Annotated in this window: 13 protein-coding genes; 7 read left to right on the forward strand and 6 right to left on the reverse strand. The window is 59.2% G+C overall.

Going from position 1 to position 17,901, the window contains the following annotated elements:
* Positions 1 to 17: 17 nt before the first annotated feature.
* The 3 genes from ABMA32_RS05775 to ABMA32_RS05785 all read right to left on the reverse strand — a co-directional run bounded on the left by ABMA32_RS05775 (position 18) and on the right by ABMA32_RS05785 (position 4,056).
* On the reverse strand, positions 18 to 2,378 hold the full coding sequence (locus ABMA32_RS05775; protein WP_349012763.1) for a phosphoketolase family protein: 2,361 nt from the start codon (positions 2,376 to 2,378) through the stop codon (positions 18 to 20).
* A 120-nt stretch (positions 2,379 to 2,498) separates the two neighbouring features.
* Entirely contained in the window at positions 2,499 to 3,287 is a 789-nt protein-coding gene (locus ABMA32_RS05780; protein ID WP_349012764.1) for a glycosyltransferase family 32 protein, read from the reverse strand.
* Between the two features lie 58 nt (positions 3,288 to 3,345).
* Entirely contained in the window at positions 3,346 to 4,056 is a 711-nt protein-coding gene (locus ABMA32_RS05785) for a glycosyltransferase family 25 protein (RefSeq protein WP_349012765.1), read from the reverse strand.
* A gap of 404 nt (positions 4,057 to 4,460) precedes the next feature.
* Between ABMA32_RS05785 and ABMA32_RS05790 the strand changes: the two genes are divergently transcribed.
* Complete coding sequence (locus ABMA32_RS05790) at positions 4,461 to 5,423, forward strand: glycosyltransferase family A protein (protein WP_349012766.1); 963 nt, start codon at positions 4,461 to 4,463, stop codon at positions 5,421 to 5,423.
* Here the strand turns inward: ABMA32_RS05790 and ABMA32_RS05795 are convergent.
* Positions 5,383 to 7,605 (reverse strand): alginate lyase family protein, encoded by a 2,223-nt coding sequence (locus ABMA32_RS05795; RefSeq protein ID WP_349012767.1) that lies wholly within the window; start codon positions 7,603 to 7,605, stop codon positions 5,383 to 5,385. The genes ABMA32_RS05790 and ABMA32_RS05795 overlap by 41 nt on opposite strands.
* Before the next feature lie 634 nt (positions 7,606 to 8,239).
* Complete coding sequence (locus ABMA32_RS05800; RefSeq protein ID WP_349012768.1) at positions 8,240 to 9,490, reverse strand: MFS transporter; 1,251 nt, start codon at positions 9,488 to 9,490, stop codon at positions 8,240 to 8,242.
* 196 nt (positions 9,491 to 9,686) lie between these two features.
* Between ABMA32_RS05800 and ABMA32_RS05805 the strand changes: the two genes are divergently transcribed.
* The 3 genes from ABMA32_RS05805 to ABMA32_RS05815 all read left to right on the forward strand — a co-directional run bounded on the left by ABMA32_RS05805 (position 9,687) and on the right by ABMA32_RS05815 (position 12,853).
* The gene (locus ABMA32_RS05805; RefSeq protein WP_349012769.1) at positions 9,687 to 9,929 is read left to right on the forward strand and encodes a hypothetical protein; all 243 of its coding nucleotides are present in this window, start codon (positions 9,687 to 9,689) and stop codon (positions 9,927 to 9,929) included.
* Positions 9,930 to 10,090: 161 nt separating this feature from the next.
* Positions 10,091 to 11,692: an arylsulfatase gene (locus ABMA32_RS05810; RefSeq protein WP_425475472.1), complete on the forward strand. Its 1,602-nt coding sequence runs from the start codon at positions 10,091 to 10,093 to the stop codon at positions 11,690 to 11,692.
* A 144-nt stretch (positions 11,693 to 11,836) separates the two neighbouring features.
* Positions 11,837 to 12,853 (forward strand): HAD family hydrolase, encoded by a 1,017-nt coding sequence (locus ABMA32_RS05815; protein WP_349012770.1) that lies wholly within the window; start codon positions 11,837 to 11,839, stop codon positions 12,851 to 12,853.
* A 92-nt stretch (positions 12,854 to 12,945) separates the two neighbouring features.
* Here the strand turns inward: ABMA32_RS05815 and ABMA32_RS05820 are convergent, their stop codons facing one another.
* Positions 12,946 to 13,614, reverse strand: coding sequence for a Crp/Fnr family transcriptional regulator (locus ABMA32_RS05820; protein ID WP_349012771.1), 669 nt, complete (start codon positions 13,612 to 13,614; stop codon positions 12,946 to 12,948).
* A gap of 498 nt (positions 13,615 to 14,112) precedes the next feature.
* Between ABMA32_RS05820 and ABMA32_RS05825 the strand changes: the two genes are divergently transcribed.
* The 3 genes from ABMA32_RS05825 to ABMA32_RS05835 all read left to right on the forward strand — a co-directional run bounded on the left by ABMA32_RS05825 (position 14,113) and on the right by ABMA32_RS05835 (position 17,482).
* A complete protein-coding gene (locus tag ABMA32_RS05825; protein ID WP_349012772.1) occupies positions 14,113 to 15,048 on the forward strand; it encodes a formylglycine-generating enzyme family protein in 936 nt (311 codons plus the stop codon).
* 88 nt (positions 15,049 to 15,136) lie between these two features.
* Positions 15,137 to 16,516 (forward strand): DUF3300 domain-containing protein, encoded by a 1,380-nt coding sequence (locus ABMA32_RS05830; protein ID WP_425475473.1) that lies wholly within the window; start codon positions 15,137 to 15,139, stop codon positions 16,514 to 16,516.
* Between the two features lie 12 nt (positions 16,517 to 16,528).
* Entirely contained in the window at positions 16,529 to 17,482 is a 954-nt protein-coding gene (locus tag ABMA32_RS05835) for a DUF2950 family protein (RefSeq protein WP_425475474.1), read from the forward strand.
* Positions 17,483 to 17,901: the final 419 nt, after the last annotated feature.

Raw genomic sequence — 17,901 nt, forward strand, 5'->3', positions numbered from 1 at the left:
CAAGCGAAAGCAGACGCTCAGCCCCGCCAGCGCCAGTCCCGGATCTCCGGCATGTCATCGCCATGCTCGCAGACGTAGGTTTTGTGCTCGGCCAGTTTGGATTCGAGCTTTGCCCGCAGTTTGCCTTCCTTCGCACCCAGATCAGGCAAGCGCTTGATCGCCGCAAGCGCGAGGTGAAACCTGTCCAGTTCATTCATCACCGCCATGTCGAAAGGCGTGGTCGTCGTGCCTTCCTCCCGGAACCCATGCACATGCAAATTGTCGTGGTTGTTGCGCCGGTATGTCAGCCGATGGATCAGGTACGGGTAGCCGTGATAGGCGAAGATGACCGGCTTGTTCGTCGTGAACAGGGCATCGAACTCGTCCTCGGTGAAGCCGTGCGGATGCTCCGTATGTGACTGGAGCGTCATCAGGTCGACCACGTTCACCACCCGTATCTTCAGATCGGGCAGTTCGGTGTGCAATATATCGACGGCCGCCAGCGTCTCCATCGTAGGCACGTCGCCTGCGCATGCCATGACGAGGTCGGGTTCGTCGTCTGCCGGGCAGGTGCAGGCCCAGTCCCATATGCCCGCGCCTGCCTCGCAGTGCTTTTCGGCCGCCTCGGCGTCCAGCCACTGTGGCGCGGGCTGCTTGCCGGCGGTGATCACGTTGATGCGGTTGTACGTCTTCAGGCAGTGATCCGTGACCCAAAGCAGCGTGTTGGCGTCGGGCGGAAAATACAGCCGCACAGTGTCCGCCTTCTTGTTGGCGATGAAGTCGACGAAGCCCGGATCCTGGTGGCTGAAGCCGTTATGATCCTGCCGCCAGACATGCGACGTCAGCAGGTAGTTGAGTGAAGCGATCGGCTTGCGCCATGCAAGCTCGGACGTGGTCTTCAGCCATTTGGCGTGCTGGTTCACCATCGAGTCGATGATGTGGATGAAAGCCTCGTAGCAGGAGAACAGCCCGTGCCGCCCGGTAAGCAGATAGCCCTCCAGCCAGCCCTGGCAGAGATGTTCGGACAGCACCTCCATGACACGTCCCTCGCGCGCCAGATGTACGTCATAGGGCTCGATCCTCTCCGTCCAGACGCGCTCGGTCACCTCGAACACCGCGTCGAGGCGATTTGAAGCCGTCTCGTCCGGTCCCATCAGGCGAAAGTTCTTCGCGTCGGCGTTGAGACTCATCACGTCGCGCAGATACTGACCCATGTGCCGTGTGGCCTCGGCATCTGTCGCTCCCGGCTCGGTGATGTCGAGCGCGAATCGCTTCCAGTCCGGCAGGGCGAGGTCCTTCTTGAGCAGGCCGCCATTGGCGTAGGGCTGCGCGCCCATCCGCTTATGGCCCTTCGGTGCCAGCGCAGCGATGTCCTGCAGCAGCCTTCCGCCGGCGTCGAAAAGTTCTTCCGGCCTGTAGCTCTTCATCCATTCTTCGAGGATTTTCCGATGTTCGGCATTGCCGCGCGCGTTCGACACCGGCACCTGATGCGAGCGCCAGAAATCCTCGACCTTCTGCCCATCGACCTCCTTCGGTCCGGTCCAGCCCTTGGGGCTGCGCAGCACGATCATCGGCCAGCGCGGCCGCTCGCCCGACCATCCCTCTGCGCGTGCTTCCGCCTGTATGGCGTGGATGCGGTCGAGCGAGACGTCCAGTGCTTCGCTCATCGCCTTGTGCATCGGCTCCGGCTCATGCCCCCCGACAAAGATCGGCTCGTAGCCGAAACCGACGAAAAGGCTACGCAACTCTTCGTCGCCCATGCGCGCCAGAAGGGTCGGGTTGGCGATCTTGTAACCATTCAGGTGAAGGATCGGCAGCACCGCGCCGTCCACCTTCGGATTGAGGAACTTGTTCGACTGCCAGGCAGCCGTCAGCGGACCCGTCTCCGCCTCTCCGTCGCCGACCACGCAGGCCACCACGAGGCCGGGATTGTCGAAGGCCGCGCCAAAGGCGTGCACCAGCGCATAGCCAAGTTCGCCGCCCTCGTGGATTGACCCGGGCGTCTCCGGCGCGACATGGCTCGGCACCCCGCCCGGGAACGAGAACTGCTTGAACAGCCGCTGCATCCCATCCGCATCCTGGCTGATGCGCGGATAGATTTCGCTGTAGCTGCCTTCGAGATAGGTGTTGGCCACCATCGCCGGGCCGCCATGCCCAGGCCCGCAGATATAGAGCACGTCGAGATCACGCTCGCGGATGACACGGTTCAGGTGCACGTAGATGAAGTTCAGCCCAGGCGTCGTGCCCCAGTGCCCGAGGAGCCGCGGCTTTACATGTTCGGCCTTCAGCGGCTCACGCAGCAGCGGATTGTCCATCAGGTAGATCTGGCCGACGGAAAGATAGTTCGCGGCGCGCCAGTAGCGGTCAATTTGTTCGATCGTAGTGGCTGCTGCCGTCATGTCGAACCTCCGTTCAGGGGATTTGGCCTTTTACGGCTTAACTTGAACGCCATTGTGACGCTGAGGGCCTTGATTCAGGTCAACAAGGCTGCGGCTCTCCTGGCGGACGCCGAAAGGCGCTCAGGAAGACGCCGGCTTGTCGGGCGATGTGACCCGCTTTGTCTGCTGCTCCTTGGTCCATTTGCCGGCAGGGCGATCGAGATACTGGAAGAACTCGTTGGTGATCAGCCCCTGTACGCAGACGGTAGTCCTGTGTTCGATCTGGACGTTCTTTCCACGCAGGGCGGTATTGAAGACGGACGGTCCGGTAATGTCCCAGACGGATTTCAGCACGTTCTCCTCGATGTTGCGGTTGATGATCGAGATCATTTCCGCAATCTGCGGCGAGTTCGGCGCCGAGGCGAAGAAGTAGTTCGTCAGCCGATCGCCCTGGTCGGTGATATAGAGTTCCCGACGGCCACCGAGCGTGAAACCGAGCGGCCAGACCAGCCCCGCATCCATGTCCATGTAGACGCCGCCGTGGTGGTACACCGTCAGCACCCGCCAGAAATCGGCTTTCGCCGCGCCGATCTGAAGCCTGCGATAATTGGCCTGCGTGCGCTCGTCGCACGTGGCGATGAAGGCATCGGCCACATCGTCATCGAGCAGCCGGAACTCGAAGGTCGGTGCCATGATCCGGTTGAAGAGGTAGTTGGCGTAGATGTTCAGGCTGACGCGTCGGCTGAAATTGGTCTGCCAGACGATCCGTGGGATGGGATGGTTCGATGTCGGCCTGACCAGCGGCCCCGCGCGCTCGGGTATTGTCAGGCGCAGCGACGACCAGACGAAGTGTACCGCGAAGAAAACCCCTTTGGAAAGGTTCCCCGCGAGCTTGAGAATACGGCTGACGACATATCGGACAATGCGCATTCGTCAGGCCCTTTGCCTCGAACCCGTGATGGATGAATTGCGACGTCTTTGGTGTAAGTCACGCGTGACCCGTAACCTTTCGCTTGAGCTTTTTCCAGTTCCAGCGAATGGCCTGCTGCCAGAGCGGTCGCGGCTGGTAGCTCAGTGAGCTTTGGAACGAGCCGTTCTGCGATCCCTGCTCGACTATAGGGCGCTCGAACCAAAGGATTTCGACGCCCAGTTGCGGGTCTATGACGTCGAGCTGGAGGTCGATGCTCCGGTCCAGCGGATTCCGCTTCAACCAGTCGAGACGCGCCGCAGCGACCGGCCGCGTGATCAGGTAGGAATCCGTGCACCTACTTCTATTGCCTGCATAGAGATGCCGGCCCGAAACAAGCTCGCGCGCGGCGATATAGTAGTTGCTGCCGTTACCGAGATAGACGGCGCAGAACCGATCCGGCGAACCCATCTCGTCCAGGCATACGGCCAGCTTGGCGACAAAATCCTGAGCAAGGAAAACATCGTCCTCGAAAACCAGGCAATAGGGCAGGTCGGTCGTGAGAAACTCTTCCCAAATAGCGATATGTTTGCGCGCCAGGGAGTATTGTGGGGCCGCCAACGGAGAAGCCGCGATCTCGTCCTTGCTGAGGTCCGCAATATCGTGGTCGAGAAAGAATTCGAACGGCACGCCGCGCGCCGCGAATTCGCTCTCGATATGGCGCCTGCGGTCCTCGAAGCCAACCTTGACGTGGCAAACGCGGGTAAAAATTCGGTCAAATATATGTGCCATGTGGCGCGCACTATCATTGCCAGTGCCCGCTTACAACTGGTTGGGGTCGCACGGCATGCTGCCGGCTGCGCACCACCAGTCCAAATCTCCAGGGTTGCCGCTGCTCGCGGAGGGCCTATAACCTTATCGTAGAACCTCTGAACATGCCGAAGCCGGTCTTGGCCCAAAACTGGAATTGCCCCTCATCCGGGGAACGGCAAGACGCCTGTGTTCAAGCCCCCAGACTGCTCGATATATTCAGATTCCGGAAAACCACTTCATCACCACCCTCATGTGATCGGGAACCCAGTTTGGACGGAGGATGATGATCTTGGCAATCGGTCCCTTCCGTGGCTGTTAGGTCCCGAATAGAATTGCAGTACCGCGACAGTCGATCCGGCCTGTCCAAGATATGGTAGAAATACATGAAATTGAAGAAACTGTTCAAATTCGGCCGGAAAACCAAAGATCGTATCGTTCACGCAGGGAATACGTCACGGGCGAAGATACTGAAGCAACTCTCACCGCAATCTGAGGCCGCGTCACCTTCCGAATGCGTGACCTTCGGTGTAACGCTTGCAAGTTCGCGGACCGTGCGGGACTGGTCGCTTACCTGCAGCCTCCTGCGTACCACGCTTCGATCTGTCCTGAGGCAGTCGGATCCGAGGCTGCGCGTCATCATATGCGGCCACGAGATGCCCGACCTACCGGAACTGCGCGATGAACGTGTCGAATTCCTATCAATGCAGAGCTCACCGCCACGCGAGCCGCAAAAATTCCGCAGTGACAAGTTCAGGAAGCGGCTCAATATAGGTCAAAGGCTGCACCAGCTCGGGGGTGGCTATTATATGCAGCTTGATGCTGACGATATCGTCCACTGCGACCTGGTAGACTACGTATTGCGGGCGCGGCATCCGAACGGCCACCTGATTCCTACCGGTTACACATGTGATTGGGCCGCCGGCCTTGTGGCGCCTGTCCCGGGCGCGTGGCGGCTAAGCCTTGAGCGGGTGTGCGGCAGTACGTCCGTGCTGCGATTCGATCTGCCCGATTTGCCTTCGGCCGAAGCGACGAGCGAGATGCTTTTGTTCAACATGTGTTCGCAGCACAACAGCATCCCGATCGCCTTTGAGGAAGAACTACGCTATCTGGACTTCATGGAATTGCCTGCCGTCATCTATACGATGAACCATTCGCAGAACCTGTCATTCAGCCTCCAAAGAGGCGGGAACAGGAAGGAAAACATCATCAACCTTATCCGCGAGCAAGCGATAACGGATGAAGCCGAACTGCGCCGGATTGACGAATATTTTGGTACTGATTTTGCTGCTTCGCAGATCGTGCAAGCTAACGGCGTCGAAGCCTCCAAAATGGGGCGATTCCGGTAGTTGATTGAAATGAAAGCGCGGCGGGATGGTCAATATCGCGACCGTAGCTGCTGCAATCGTACCGATCTCTGAGGTCTGCCAAGATTGGTTGCAACCTTGCCAGATCAATTTCCTCCGCATGATTGCCGTCCATGCAATGTCGTAGTGCCCAATCGAGTACGCCAAACAGGTTGCGACCGTCTGCAGTGCTGAAAGTCCAGAGATCATCTCCGATGATAGACAGCATCCTGGCCAATGTTGTCCAAGCCTGAACTGTAAATAGCAAATAGTGCTTTGGATTTGCTCGGCTTAACTCTGCTGGTAGAGAGCCATTTTCTGCGACTTGATCGTATATCCGGGAGCGCGCAATCAACCTCGTTCTGGCGAGTGTCCGGTAATCTCGCAGGAAATGGGCGATCGCAAAGCGCTGCAGATCGAAATAGACGCTATGGTTGCTCCGATGCCTGAATATCGCTTGCGCACCTGCAAAATTGTCGAGCCAGCTTGCAAAAGCGGTAAACCAGCTCTTCAGGTCTTGGATCTCCGTTTCCGAGAGGTGGCCGGATTCGACCACAAGCGCAACGGCATCGAGTAAGAGGTACACGTCCCTGAATTCGATGATGCCAAAGGCCCGGTCTCGCGCTTCGCCTCCAATGGCTTGCGCATACCTCAGATGCGGATTCATGCGTGTTTCCGGCCGCAGGAACCAGGTGCGCACCAACTCGGCTGCCCTTTGCGCGTATCTGACGTCACCGGCCACACCCCACCCGAGAGCGAGCGCGAGCGTATCGTCAAACAGTCGCTGAAGGTTGCTTCTATCGTATTGCTCGCTACCGGATTCGAAAAGGCCGGAGCCAGGGATACGCATCCCGTCCTTCATGACGTGCGATGTGCTCTTGGAGTCGTTGGTCCCCCACCAGTAGGGTGCCGGGCTGAAATAGTCGTGCTTGTCGCCCGACGGCGCTATGCCAGTCTTGTCCATGACAGAATATGGGCCGCGTTGCATCGCTTGGTCGGCATGGCTGCGGATCGCTGACGCCAGGGGTTCGTCTCCTGCGGCCTCCCGGATTGCTTGCCTATCGTAAAAGAGAAGCGAGCCGCGCCGTTGCGACAGCATTGTCTCCACCCAGGCTTGATCTGCTTTCTCGACAGCGCGGAGGATGGCTTCGTCTCGGCCTAAGGCACGCCTTGCGCTGCTGCCTTTGCCGACCTCGAGGTCGGGTCGGCCGGAGTCCAGCCTGGCGACCCAGCCTGCTGATTGATAGAGACCGGCTTCCTCGGCGAGCGGCGGCCTTGGAAAATCCCAGGGGTCGGTGGGAAACTTATCCCACCTTCCCGGAACCCCCAGCCGCCACAAAAGATCTACTTTTGGCCGCCGGCCATAAGGAATCTCCGTATTGAACTCTTCTTTGGCGTCTACCCTGAATATCACCTGAGGCTCTTCCTTGGCCTTTGCTGTGTATCCTGGGTCAAGCAGGGCTGTATTGTCCTCGATCCGGGCCATCGGAACTATCACATACGGGAGATGGGATCGGCGTCTGACACGCTGGCGGATTGCCTCGAATGCATCAGGGGTCAGGTAACAGTTGCCATCCCACGGCATGATCCATTTGAAATCGGCGCTGATGTTTTTATGGGCGAAATTCCTCGCCCCATTGTTGTTCATCAGGTAGTTCACCTTGCGCCGCCGGGCGGATATTTCGAGCTTTACGATATTTCTTTCTTCGAAAGTAAGCAGCTTGCTACTGGCCAGAATTCCGCCCTCTGGCAATCGGTCGAAGTCGTATTCAACCTTGCCATACTCGGCGAGATCGAAGGGTATCTCGTGATATTCCTGCCCGTGGCTGTCGAGGAGTTCTATGATTTTCGCCCGTTCGCTGGAGTCCATGATCCTGTTGACAACCCAGACCTTCTTGCAGTCCGGAAATTGGGCTTCATTCTTCAGGATGAATTCGACGTTGCGGCGGGACTGCCCGGTTTCGTGGCGCGGTTCAAGGTCATTGCCGATGATCCTCACGAACAAGAACCTGTCGGGCCAAAGCGATATGCGTCTGGATCTATACGTCAACAAGGCGCGGATCATCATGGCGCGACCCCGTAAAGTGAGGCGCAGAGATCGGCGCGAAGGATCGATGTATTTCTGCTTGAACCGCGCCAATTCCGCCGAGGCTTTATCTTGAAAGCTGCGCTTCTTGTCCGACATGCTCGTTCCTGCGGCAATCTGGTTGGCCACTAGGCCCAAGGAATCCAAACTGCACGGCTGTGCCTGTATTACAATGGCTGCAATGCGCAAACCCACTCAACAACTTGTCACAAAAACCGCAGAGCAATTTCTTGTCGAGGAAGTCGACGAAGCAGACGTGTGATTGCGGTTTTTTGTATCAGCCCGGGGCTCGGAAATTTCAGCGACAGCAGCGGACTGTCTTCAAGCAATTCGTCTGTTGTTTGTAGATAATTGAAACCCGATCCGTTAGTTCCGGGAACTTCGTCCACTGATTGGTGACGTGTTTGCGCCGAACTTTGCACCGCCTTGCAGAGGATTGGGCAAATCATTGTGGCGAATGCGTTTCACGTAAAACCCGCTGCAAGCGAATTTCTCGGCCTCGTGGATTTCAGCTAAGCGCCCTCATCCCGGACGTTCAGGTCATGATCACCTTCGTCTGAAAGCGGACGTTTGAGCTCGGATCTAAGGGCGGCGGCTTCGCGCCCCCAAAACAGCCGGGACCCACTGCGATCCCAACCTCAGAAGCAGACAAGATGCGTCAATCCCGAGCGTCGCCACTGGCGGTCACATTTCAAACCAGACCAAAACGTAACCTCTAGGCCCACGATGCGTGTCAAGCGTGCGCTCCTTGCGACTGAGTTCGCTGAGACGGCCTCTGATATGCCAGTATCAGGCCTCCCAGCACGATGAAGCCGCCTATGGACGCCATTCCCATGCGCTGGCTTCCGCTGGCGGCGTTGACGACACCGAAGACGAGGGGACCGAGCGCGGCTGACGCCCGTCCAACGAGGGCGTTGAAGCCGAAGAACTCCGAGCTTCGATCTGCCGGTATCATCTGCGCATAGATGCTGCGGCAGAGGGATTGGCTCGATCCGATCACCAGCCCCGCGATGATCGCCACGGTCAACGGGACTCTCTCGCCGTGCCCCAGCGCCATGATTGCGATGAGAATGAGCCAGATCAGAAGAGTGACGAAAAGCGCTCCGCGCTCAGACCACACACGTCCGAGCCAGCCGAACGCGATGGTCGCCGGAACGCCCACGAGGAAAAACAAGAGGGTCAGCTTGAGGATTTCCTCGACGCTCAACCCGAAATTGGTCTTGAAGAAGATGCCGATGAAAAACAGGATCGTCACCACCGCGTCGTTGATCAGGTAAAACGCCAGGAGGAAGCTCAGGATGTCCCTATGTTGCCGCCACTCCTTGAGCGTGGTGCCCAGGCGCCCGAAAGCGCCCGGCCCAGCGATGCTACGCTCCCGTACATCGTCTCGGGGAAGTACAAAGACCGCGGGAAGGCTCAGACACGCGAAGAAGACGCCTGTCACAAGGAAGGCCAGCGCAAATGTGCCAGGGTCGATATTCTCGGCACCGCTTTGGATAAACGGCAGGCAAAGGAAAAAGCATGCTACGCTTCCGAGATAGCCCAGCCCCCAGCCAAGTCCAGAAATGACCGACAGCGAGTTTGGTTCTCCCAGTACTGGCAGATAGGAGTCGTATATTGCCTTGGCCAGCAGGAAGGCCGTGTGCGCAATAATGAAAACAGCCATTCCCGTGACGATTTCGCCTGGCCGGATGAGCGTCAGGGCAGCCGTCGAGATACAGGCAAGTGCGGTCAGCAGCGCAAGGATTTGCCTTCGCTTTCCTTTGCCGTCAGCAAAAGCTCCCAGAAGAGGCGCGATCAGGCCGGTCACGAGTAGTGCGCCGGCAACGGCTAAGGCCCAATAGGTTGCGGCCTCTGGTCCGCCTCCTGCAACCTGGGTGTGAAAATAGGTCGCATAGCCGATAACGGGAATCATCAGGACGTAGCCGGAACTGCCAACGCCATAGACCACCCAAGCTGCAGCACCCAGCTTGTGGATCGTCATTTTGTGTCCCCGCCTCCCCGAAAGGCCATTCTCAAACGCAGCCTTGAACGAGATCGAAAATTCTCTCGCAAATGTAACTCGGCGGACAATCTCTCACCCGGACCCAAGCTACGCAAGGTCAATTGAGGCGAGTTGCATGGCGGGCGCGCTGTTTTGCGGGTGTTTGGACAACTTGCAAGCCAGGTACGGAACGCCCATGCCACTCTACGTACACCGGGGATACCGCATCCAGACGCAGGTCACGTCGCAGTGGCAGGCAATCATCTGGGCACCAAGCAGCAGCCACGCCAGCACTCAACTGTCCAAAGCGACGATCGCCGAGGGCGAAATCGTCTCGCTGCAACGGGCAAAAGCCCTCATCGACTACTGGGAAAGCCAAACGGATCTGCAGCGGCGAGGCATGGCATCTAAGCGAGCAGCCTCCACGCCAGCGAGTTGACCGGCGTTCGTTGCAGCCCCTGACGGCTCACGCTGCGTCAGTTTTTCTCGTTCAATAGTTCGCTGAGAGACAGTCTGCCGCTGCATTGCCTGATAGTCGCATCTCGTACTTGCGCGGTCCAACGATTGGCCGGCTCGTATTCAATGCGGAGGTGCAATTCGATGAAACGTTGGAACAAAATGATGGCTGCCCTGGCAGTGTCGACGTCGCTGCTGGGTATGGCAGTGCAGGTCGAGGCGCAGGAAGCCGCGAAACCCAATATCGTCATCATCTGGGGCGACGACATCGGCCAGTTCAACATCAGCGCCTACAACCGGGGCATGATGGGCTACAAGACACCCAATATCGACAGCATCGCCGCGGAAGGCGCGCTGTTCACCGACTGGTATGGTCAGCAAAGCTGCACCGCCGGCCGTGCGGCCTTCATCACCGGGCAGTCGCCGATCCGCACCGGCCTGACCAAGGTCGGCCTACCGGGCGCGCCCGAAGGGATGCCCAAGGAAGACCCGACAATAGCCACGATCCTCCGTGCGGAGGGCTATGCGACCGGCCAGTTTGGCAAGAACCACCTGGGCGACCGTAACGAGCATCTTCCAACGGTGCATGGTTTCGACGAGTTCTTCGGTAACCTCTATCACTTGAACGCTGAGGAGGAGCCCGAATATCCCGACTATCCGAAGGACCCGGCCTTCAAGGCCGCATTCGGCCCGCGCGGCGTTCTCGATTGCGTTGCGACCGAGGCCGACACCGAGGCCGCCGATCTGCGCTTCGGCGCCTGGGGTAATCAGAAATGCACCGATACCGGCCCGCTGACGCGCAAGCGGATGGAGACGATCGATGGGGAAGTGACCAACAAGGCGCTTGATTTCATGGATCGCACGCATGCCGCCGGCAAGCCGATGTTCCTCTGGTACAACACCACGCGGATGCACATTTTCACTCACCTGAAACCGGAATCCGATGGCAAGACCGGCTACGGCATCTATGCCGACGGCATGGTCGAGCATGACGCAATGGTCGGCCAGATCCTGAAGAAGATCGAGGAGTTGGGGATCAAGGACAACACCATCGTTATGTACTCGACCGACAACGGGGCCGAGACCTTCACCTGGCCGGACGGCGGCACCACGATGTTCCGCGGCGAGAAGAACACGAACTGGGAAGGTGGCTACCGCGTGCCGACCATGATCCGCTGGCCTGGCGTCATCAAGCCTGGCACGGTTGTCAACGATATCGGCACGCACGAGGACATGTTCCCGACCCTGGCGGCGGCTGCCGGCAACACCACGATCAAGGACGACTTGCTGAAGGGCGCTGAGATCGGCGGCAGGACCTACAAGTCGCACATCGACGGCAACGACATCGGGCCGGCACTGAAAGGTGCAGGCGAATGGCCAACCAAGGCTTTCATCTACTGGACCGACGACGGCAGCGTCGCGGCACTGCGGTACGGGCCTTGGAAGATCACCTTCCTCGAACAGGACTCGCACGGCCTCAGGGTCTGGATAGATCCCTTCAAGGTTCTGCGCGCGCCATTGCTTACCAACCTGCGGATGGACCCCTTCGAAAGGGCCGAGCAGGAGCACGCAATGGGATACCAGCGCTTCTTTGTCGAACACATGTGGGCCTTCGCCCCGGCAGGCGCCTATGTCGGACGCTGGTTGCAAAGCTTCAAGGATTTCCCGCCACGCCAAAAACCCGGAAGCTTCAATCTGGACAACGTCATGCAAAGCGTGATGTCTGGCAGCCACGGCAACCAGTAGGACGCACGCGCAGTGGGGCCGCCGTTAGTCTCCGGCGGCCCGAACTATCGCAGGGCGCCCGCCTCTTAGGGGGAGGTCCTTTGCAGCAATCGTACTCGGCGCGCCTTGTCTGGCGAAGCGTTGAGAACGGGGAGGAGGAAATCCATGCTCAAGTCGGCCCGATCGATGCCATCCCTTGCTCTGTGCGTTGGAGCCTTGCTGGTTCTTCTGCAGGCGGCCAGCATTGTGGGTGCGCAGGCCGATCCGCTGCCGTCCTGGAACGATACAAACGCCAAGGCCGCGATCATCGCGTTTGTGGAGAGCACCACAAGCCCTTCGCTCGAAACCTACGTGACTCCCGGCGACCGGATCGCGGTGTTCGACAATGATGGCTGTCTCTGGGCCGAACAGCCCGTGTATTTCCAGTTTCTTTTCGCCATCGACATGGCCCGGAAGAAGGCCGCCGCCGATCCCGCCTGGGCCTCGACCGCGGCGTTGAAGGCCGCCGCGGCGGGCGATATCAAGGGTGTGCTCGCGGGCGGCGAATCCGCCCTGATCGAAGTCGTCAGCGCCACCCATTCCGGCATGACGGTCGAAGACTTCACGGCGCAGGCCGCCGAATGGATCGCCACCGCGAAACATCCCACGACCGGGCGTGCCTATTCCGACATGATCTACCAGCCGATGCTCGAGCTCTTGAGCTATCTTCGTGACAACGACTACCAGACCTGGATCGTCTCGGGCGGCGGCGTCGACTTCATGCGGGCCTTCGCCGAACCCGTCTATGGCATCCCCCCGCAGCAGGTGATCGGCTCGCTGGGCAAGGCCGATTTTCAGATGGTGGACGGCAAGCCGCAGGTCATGAAAGACCCCGGCATCGCCTTCATCGATGACAAGGGTGGCAAACCGGTAGGGATCGAGAGGAACATCGGCAAGCGCCCTATCTTCGTTGCCGGCAACTCCGATGGCGACCTCGCGATGCTGCAATGGTCGACCGCAGGCGAGGGGCCTCGCTTCGGGATGATCGTTCATCATACCGACGCCGCGCGCGAATGGACCTATGATCGCGAAAGCCACATTGGGCAGCTCAGTGCCGCGCTGGATCAGGCCCCGGCGGCGGGCTGGCTGGTGGTGGACATGGCAAAGGACTGGGCGACAATCTACCCCGAAGTCGGGAAGTAGTCGGATGATTGTGGCGGCTTACGTGATCGATCCTGATCATCATCGCTCCGCCACGGAGTTTTCGAAGTCTGGGGTCGCCGCGGGGAAAGGTTCTAAGTATCCGGCCTTGCCAGCTTCTGGAGTTTGGCCAGGTCTACGATCGTCAGTCGACCGTAGTGGCTTTCCAGTAGGCCGCTCTTGGTCAGCACCTTGATGACCCTGTTGACCGTCGGCCTTGCCAGCCCGCACATCGATGCGAGTTCAGCCTGTGTGACCGGCAATGTCTTCGAGCCGCTGGACTGTGCCCTGCCAAGCGTCACCAGACGGCCCGAGACACGCGCCAGCGGGTCCGACGCCATCAGGTCGACGATGATCGAGATCGCCTCCTCTATGTGTTCGATGATCAGGAGCGCGAAGTACCGGCAATATTCCGGGTTCTCGATAAGTCGTTGGAACTCAGCTAGTGGCAGATAAAGCGTGTAGGACGGAACGATGGCGACCAGCGACACCATGCGAGGGGCGCCACGAAACGCCGCTGTTTCGCCGATCCAGTAACCCGCGGTACGGATCGTTCCTATGTGACCGTTGGCAAGATCGAGTTCGATCGCCCCTTCCACCAGCCCATACACGCCGGAGGCGTCATCGCCGTAGTCATATAGCGTCTCTCCGGCTTCAAAGTGTCGTAGAGAGCATCGCTTGAGCACATCGTCGCGAAACGGCTCGGGTTGGCGCGAAAGCCAGCCGTGACTTCGCATGATCTCCTGGGCGTCCTGCTTCTTCACGATCGATGCTCAGCAAGCTTCATCGCTGCAGTCCTCGATGAATCCATCAGTGGATCGCCGGAACAATAGTGGCCGGCAAGCCATGCGCCAAGCCCGTTGCGATTGCCCAGAGGCAATACCCTGGTCAGGAAACCCACCTATTTGTGAGGGCGAAAAGGACTGGAGCACCGCTATGCTGTGAGGCTGAGCGCCTACACGGCAACGGTGTCGACGGGCGGCATCAACACTTCAGGGCTATCGAGCGGGATTGCCGCATTACGGTTGCGCTGAAGCCCGCGCCCGTCCGGAGGACAGCCAAACCAGCGTTAATCAGGTTCGCATAATTTATCCTGAGATTGTTCGTCAGCGGACAATTTGCGGGCTCGACCTTTGCTAATTGCTACGCCGCCATTTATTCGTCCGACGGGGGGAGAACCGGACGGAATGCCCGTCGTTGGCGCAGCACAGGAACCTCGTTCAAGGCATCTCATGCCGGAAGGATATCTGGGGCCACCGAAAATGAATGTCGACCTGAGTCATTCCGGGATGGCCTGGATTCCCGGCGGGACTTTCATGATGGGATCGGATAATCATTACGCGGAAGAGGCGCCGGCCCACCGCGTGAGGGTCGACGGTTTCTGGATGGACGTGTTTACCGTCACGAACGGCGATTTCAGGCGTTTCGTCACCGAGACCGGATACCTGACGCTGGCCGAGCGCCCGGCCAATCCGGACGACTATCCAGACGCGAGACCGGAGATGCTCGTCCCGTCCTCGACTATGTTCAAGAGGCCGGCGGGTCCAGTCGACATGAGCAACCATTATAACTGGTGGGTGTATGTTCCAGGGACCAGCTGGCGCCATCCGCGGGGGCCGGCGAGTTCGATCAGCAAGCTGATGGACCACCCGGTCGTCCACATAGCCTATGAGGATGCGGAAGCCTACGCGCAATGGGTGGGCAAGGAAATGCCTACAGAGGCGGAATGGGAGTTTGCGGCGCGCGGCGGGTTGGACGGCGCCGAATTCGTGTGGGGTGACGAACTGACGCCTGGCGGAAAGCATATGGCCAACACGTTCCAGGGCGAATTTCCCACGCGCAACACGCGGGAAGACGGTTTCGAATACACCGCTCCGGTGGGTTCGTTCCCGGCAAACGGCTATGGCCTCCATGACATGGCCGGAAACGTCTGGCAGTGGACGGCGGACTGGTATCAGGAGCACCCCAAAATCGACAGCCCCTGCTGCACCGCATCGAATCCGCGCGGTGCAACGCATGACGAGATGTTCGATCCACTTCAGCCTCACGCGCATATTCCCCGCAAGGTAACGAAGGGCGGCTCGCACCTCTGCGCGCCGAGCTATTGTCGCCGCTATCGCCCGGCAGCGCGCATGGCGCAGCCGATCGACACGTCGATTTCGCATCTAGGCTTCCGTTGCATCGTGCGCTGCAAATGACGACTTTTGGCTTTCACTGCAGTTCGATCTGTGGGCAAAAAAAAATCGCAAGCGATCAGTTAGGTCCCGAAACGGAAAAGGAAGCGAGATGAGCATGATGGACATGCGGTTTTTGACAAGGTTGGCTCTTGCCGGCGCACTCGCTTCGGGATTGGCAGCGCTGACAGTGCCGGCCTTCGCACAGGAACAGGTTGCGGCTGCGGATGCGTCGTCCGATTCGGATGCATCATGGCCTGCTCCGTTGAGCGAGGACGAACTTGAGGTCCTGGTTGCGCGGATCGCGCTTTATCCAGACGAATTGGTCGCCTTGATCTCGGGAGCATCGCTTTATCCACTGCAGATCGTGGAGGCGTCGCGTTTTCTCGACCAGTACGAGAAAGACAGGTCGCTGAAGCCCAAGGAGAGTTGGGATGGCAGCGTGGTGTCGCTGCTCAACTATCCTGAGATCGTCAAGATGATGAGCGACGATCTGGAATGGACGCAGCAGTTCGGCGACGCGATCGCCTGGCAGCAGAAGGACGTTCTCGTCGCGATCCAGCAGTTGCGCGACGAGGCTGTCGCCAACGGCGCCATCAAGACTGACGACAAGGTCCAGGTCACTCGGGAGAACGAAAACGTCGTCATAAAGCCGGCCAACCCGGAGGTGATCTACGTCCCGCAATACCCACCGGAAATGCTCTACGAGCCCGGCTATGTGTGGGAGCCAATCCGCTACTATCCCGACCCATATCCGCCATACTGGTACCCCGGAGCGACCTTCTTCGCCGGCGTCGTGACAGGAGCCGTGTGGGGCGCTGTCGTCGATTGGGACGACTGGGGGGTCTGGGGCGGCCACTGGAACGGCAACGACATCGACATCGACTGCAACAATTGCTTCAACAACCGCGACTTCAACGGCAAGATCAACTTCAACGACATCGACTGGAAGAAAGTCGATCGCGACAAGATCAAGATCGACCGCAACCAGTTCAACAATTTTGATCGAAACGAGTTCAAGGACCGGGTCAAGCAGAACGGTGACAATGCGATCGGCGACCGGGCTCGCGACATCAAGAAGAACGACAAAATCGCCAATCGGCCCGGCAAGGGCGGCGCCGGAACGAAGGATGTTCGCAAGAGCATGCAGGATGGGTTGAAGGCGCAGGGTGGCGACCGGTCGAACCTCAATCGTCCCGATGCCAGCCGCCCGAATGTGGACCGCCCTGCCACCAAACCGTCACTTAACCGTGATGGACAGCAGAAGCCGGCCAAGATCGATCGCCCTGCCGGCAAACCCAAGCCCGCCCAGAAGCTGGACAATCGTCCGGGCAAGCCGTCGGCAGTAGGCAATCCAGGACGCGGCAAACCAGCGAAGATCAGTTCCGACCGCGGCCACCAGTCGATGGGCGGCGGCAACCGCGGCGGCGGCGCACACAAGCAGATCAAACGCCCAAGTGGCGGTGGCCACGGCGGCGGACGTAGGCGCTGAGGAAAACAGGAGATGACCACGATGTTTATCAGAACGCTTTTCCGTTCCGCCAGTGCTCTCGCTCTTGTTATCGGCGTGATGGTGATCTCGCCCGCGACGGCGCAGGATGCCGAACCGACAGGCATCGCCGCAATGGCTGCGGCGACAGAGCCGCCAGCCTTCGACACGCCGGAGGCAGCACTTGCCGCGTTCAAGCAGGCTCTGCAGGCCGATGGCGGCGGCAAGGTCGCCGAGGTTCTTGGTCTCGATCCCGCGAAGATAAAGGCGGATGAGGGCACCGCCGCCGCGCTTGCCCTTATCAAGGAAGGCGCTTCCAAGAAGCTTTCGCTGCAAGGCGACGGCGACCGGCGCACCGTGCTGGTCGGCGAGAGGCTCTGGCCGCTGCCGTTCCCGATCGTCAAATGGGAAGACGGCAAGTGGGCCTTCGACACCTATGCCGGGCTCGAAGAAATCGTGAACCGCATTGTCGGCGAGAACGAGTTGCAGACGATCGCGACGATGCGCGCCTATGTCGACGCGCAGGAGGACTATGCTTCCGTCGACCGTGACGGCGACGGTGTCGAGGAGTTCGCACAGAAGCTGGTCAGTTCGGCCGGCATGACGGACGGCCTCTACTGGCCGGCCGACGAGATCAACGGCCCAAGCCCCGCCGGCGACCTCGACCAGTCGGAACTCGACGATGCTGCGAAAGGCGAAGGCTACTTCGGCTACAAGTACAGGATCCTAACCGGGCAGGGCGACAACATCGCAGGCGGCGCCTACGACTACGTCATCAACGGCAACATGATCGCCGGCTTCGGCCTGATCGCGTGGCCGGCAAAATATGGCGAGACCGGCGTCAAGACCTTTGCCGTCAACCAGCACGGCATCGTCTATGAGATCGACCTCGGTCCCCCCACAGACCAGATCGTAAAATACATCGACAGGTTCAATCCAGACGACAATTGGACAGTCGTCGACGATTGAGCGGTCGATCTTGCGACAGGGGATCGGATCCGCTGCTTGCGGCTCAGACCGGTAAGGACATTACGCGTGTATGAAGCCGGTGAAGCTAGGCACTAGCTGCCGAGTGACAATGGCCGCATACTAGCCCTCCGTTCCGAAATCGGACAGACCGCTAGCGGCCACACTGCCGCCGTGTCCCTCACATCCCCCAAAGGGCCAGCGCGCCCAGTTATGGCGACTTGGTGGCGACCCGGGATGATGTTGAAAGATGCCAGCAGCCAAAAATAATATATAGAAATCAATTGGTTAATGGTGCCGCTTAGGTGACTCGAACACCTGACCCCATCATTACGAATTCCAGGGAGTTTGTTTCCTGACGTTTCCGGAAATTGCCGTCTGTTGCTTATCCCCTTGATTTTCATACATTTGTGTCTCAGTGA

The organism is Mesorhizobium quangtriensis (assembly GCF_040081925.1).
Classification (GTDB): domain Bacteria; phylum Pseudomonadota; class Alphaproteobacteria; order Rhizobiales; family Rhizobiaceae; genus Mesorhizobium_K; species Mesorhizobium_K quangtriensis.

Coding starts and splice junctions, on each gene's coding strand:
- ABMA32_RS05805 (WP_349012769.1), top strand. CDS start 9,687: ATGCCACTCTACGTACACCGGGGATACCGCATCCAGACGCAGGTCACG.
- ABMA32_RS05815 (WP_349012770.1), top strand. CDS start 11,837: ATGCTCAAGTCGGCCCGATCGATGCCATCCCTTGCTCTGTGCGTTGGA.
- ABMA32_RS05790 (WP_349012766.1), top strand. CDS start 4,461: ATGAAATTGAAGAAACTGTTCAAATTCGGCCGGAAAACCAAAGATCGT.
- ABMA32_RS05830 (WP_425475473.1), top strand. CDS start 15,137: ATGAGCATGATGGACATGCGGTTTTTGACAAGGTTGGCTCTTGCCGGC.
- ABMA32_RS05775 (WP_349012763.1), bottom strand. CDS start 2,378: ATGACGGCAGCAGCCACTACGATCGAACAAATTGACCGCTACTGGCGC.
- ABMA32_RS05780 (WP_349012764.1), bottom strand. CDS start 3,287: ATGCGCATTGTCCGATATGTCGTCAGCCGTATTCTCAAGCTCGCGGGG.
- ABMA32_RS05825 (WP_349012772.1), top strand. CDS start 14,113: ATGAATGTCGACCTGAGTCATTCCGGGATGGCCTGGATTCCCGGCGGG.
- ABMA32_RS05835 (WP_425475474.1), top strand. CDS start 16,529: ATGACCACGATGTTTATCAGAACGCTTTTCCGTTCCGCCAGTGCTCTC.
- ABMA32_RS05795 (WP_349012767.1), bottom strand. CDS start 7,605: ATGTCGGACAAGAAGCGCAGCTTTCAAGATAAAGCCTCGGCGGAATTG.
- ABMA32_RS05800 (WP_349012768.1), bottom strand. CDS start 9,490: ATGACGATCCACAAGCTGGGTGCTGCAGCTTGGGTGGTCTATGGCGTT.
- ABMA32_RS05785 (WP_349012765.1), bottom strand. CDS start 4,056: ATGGCACATATATTTGACCGAATTTTTACCCGCGTTTGCCACGTCAAG.
- ABMA32_RS05810 (WP_425475472.1), top strand. CDS start 10,091: ATGAAACGTTGGAACAAAATGATGGCTGCCCTGGCAGTGTCGACGTCG.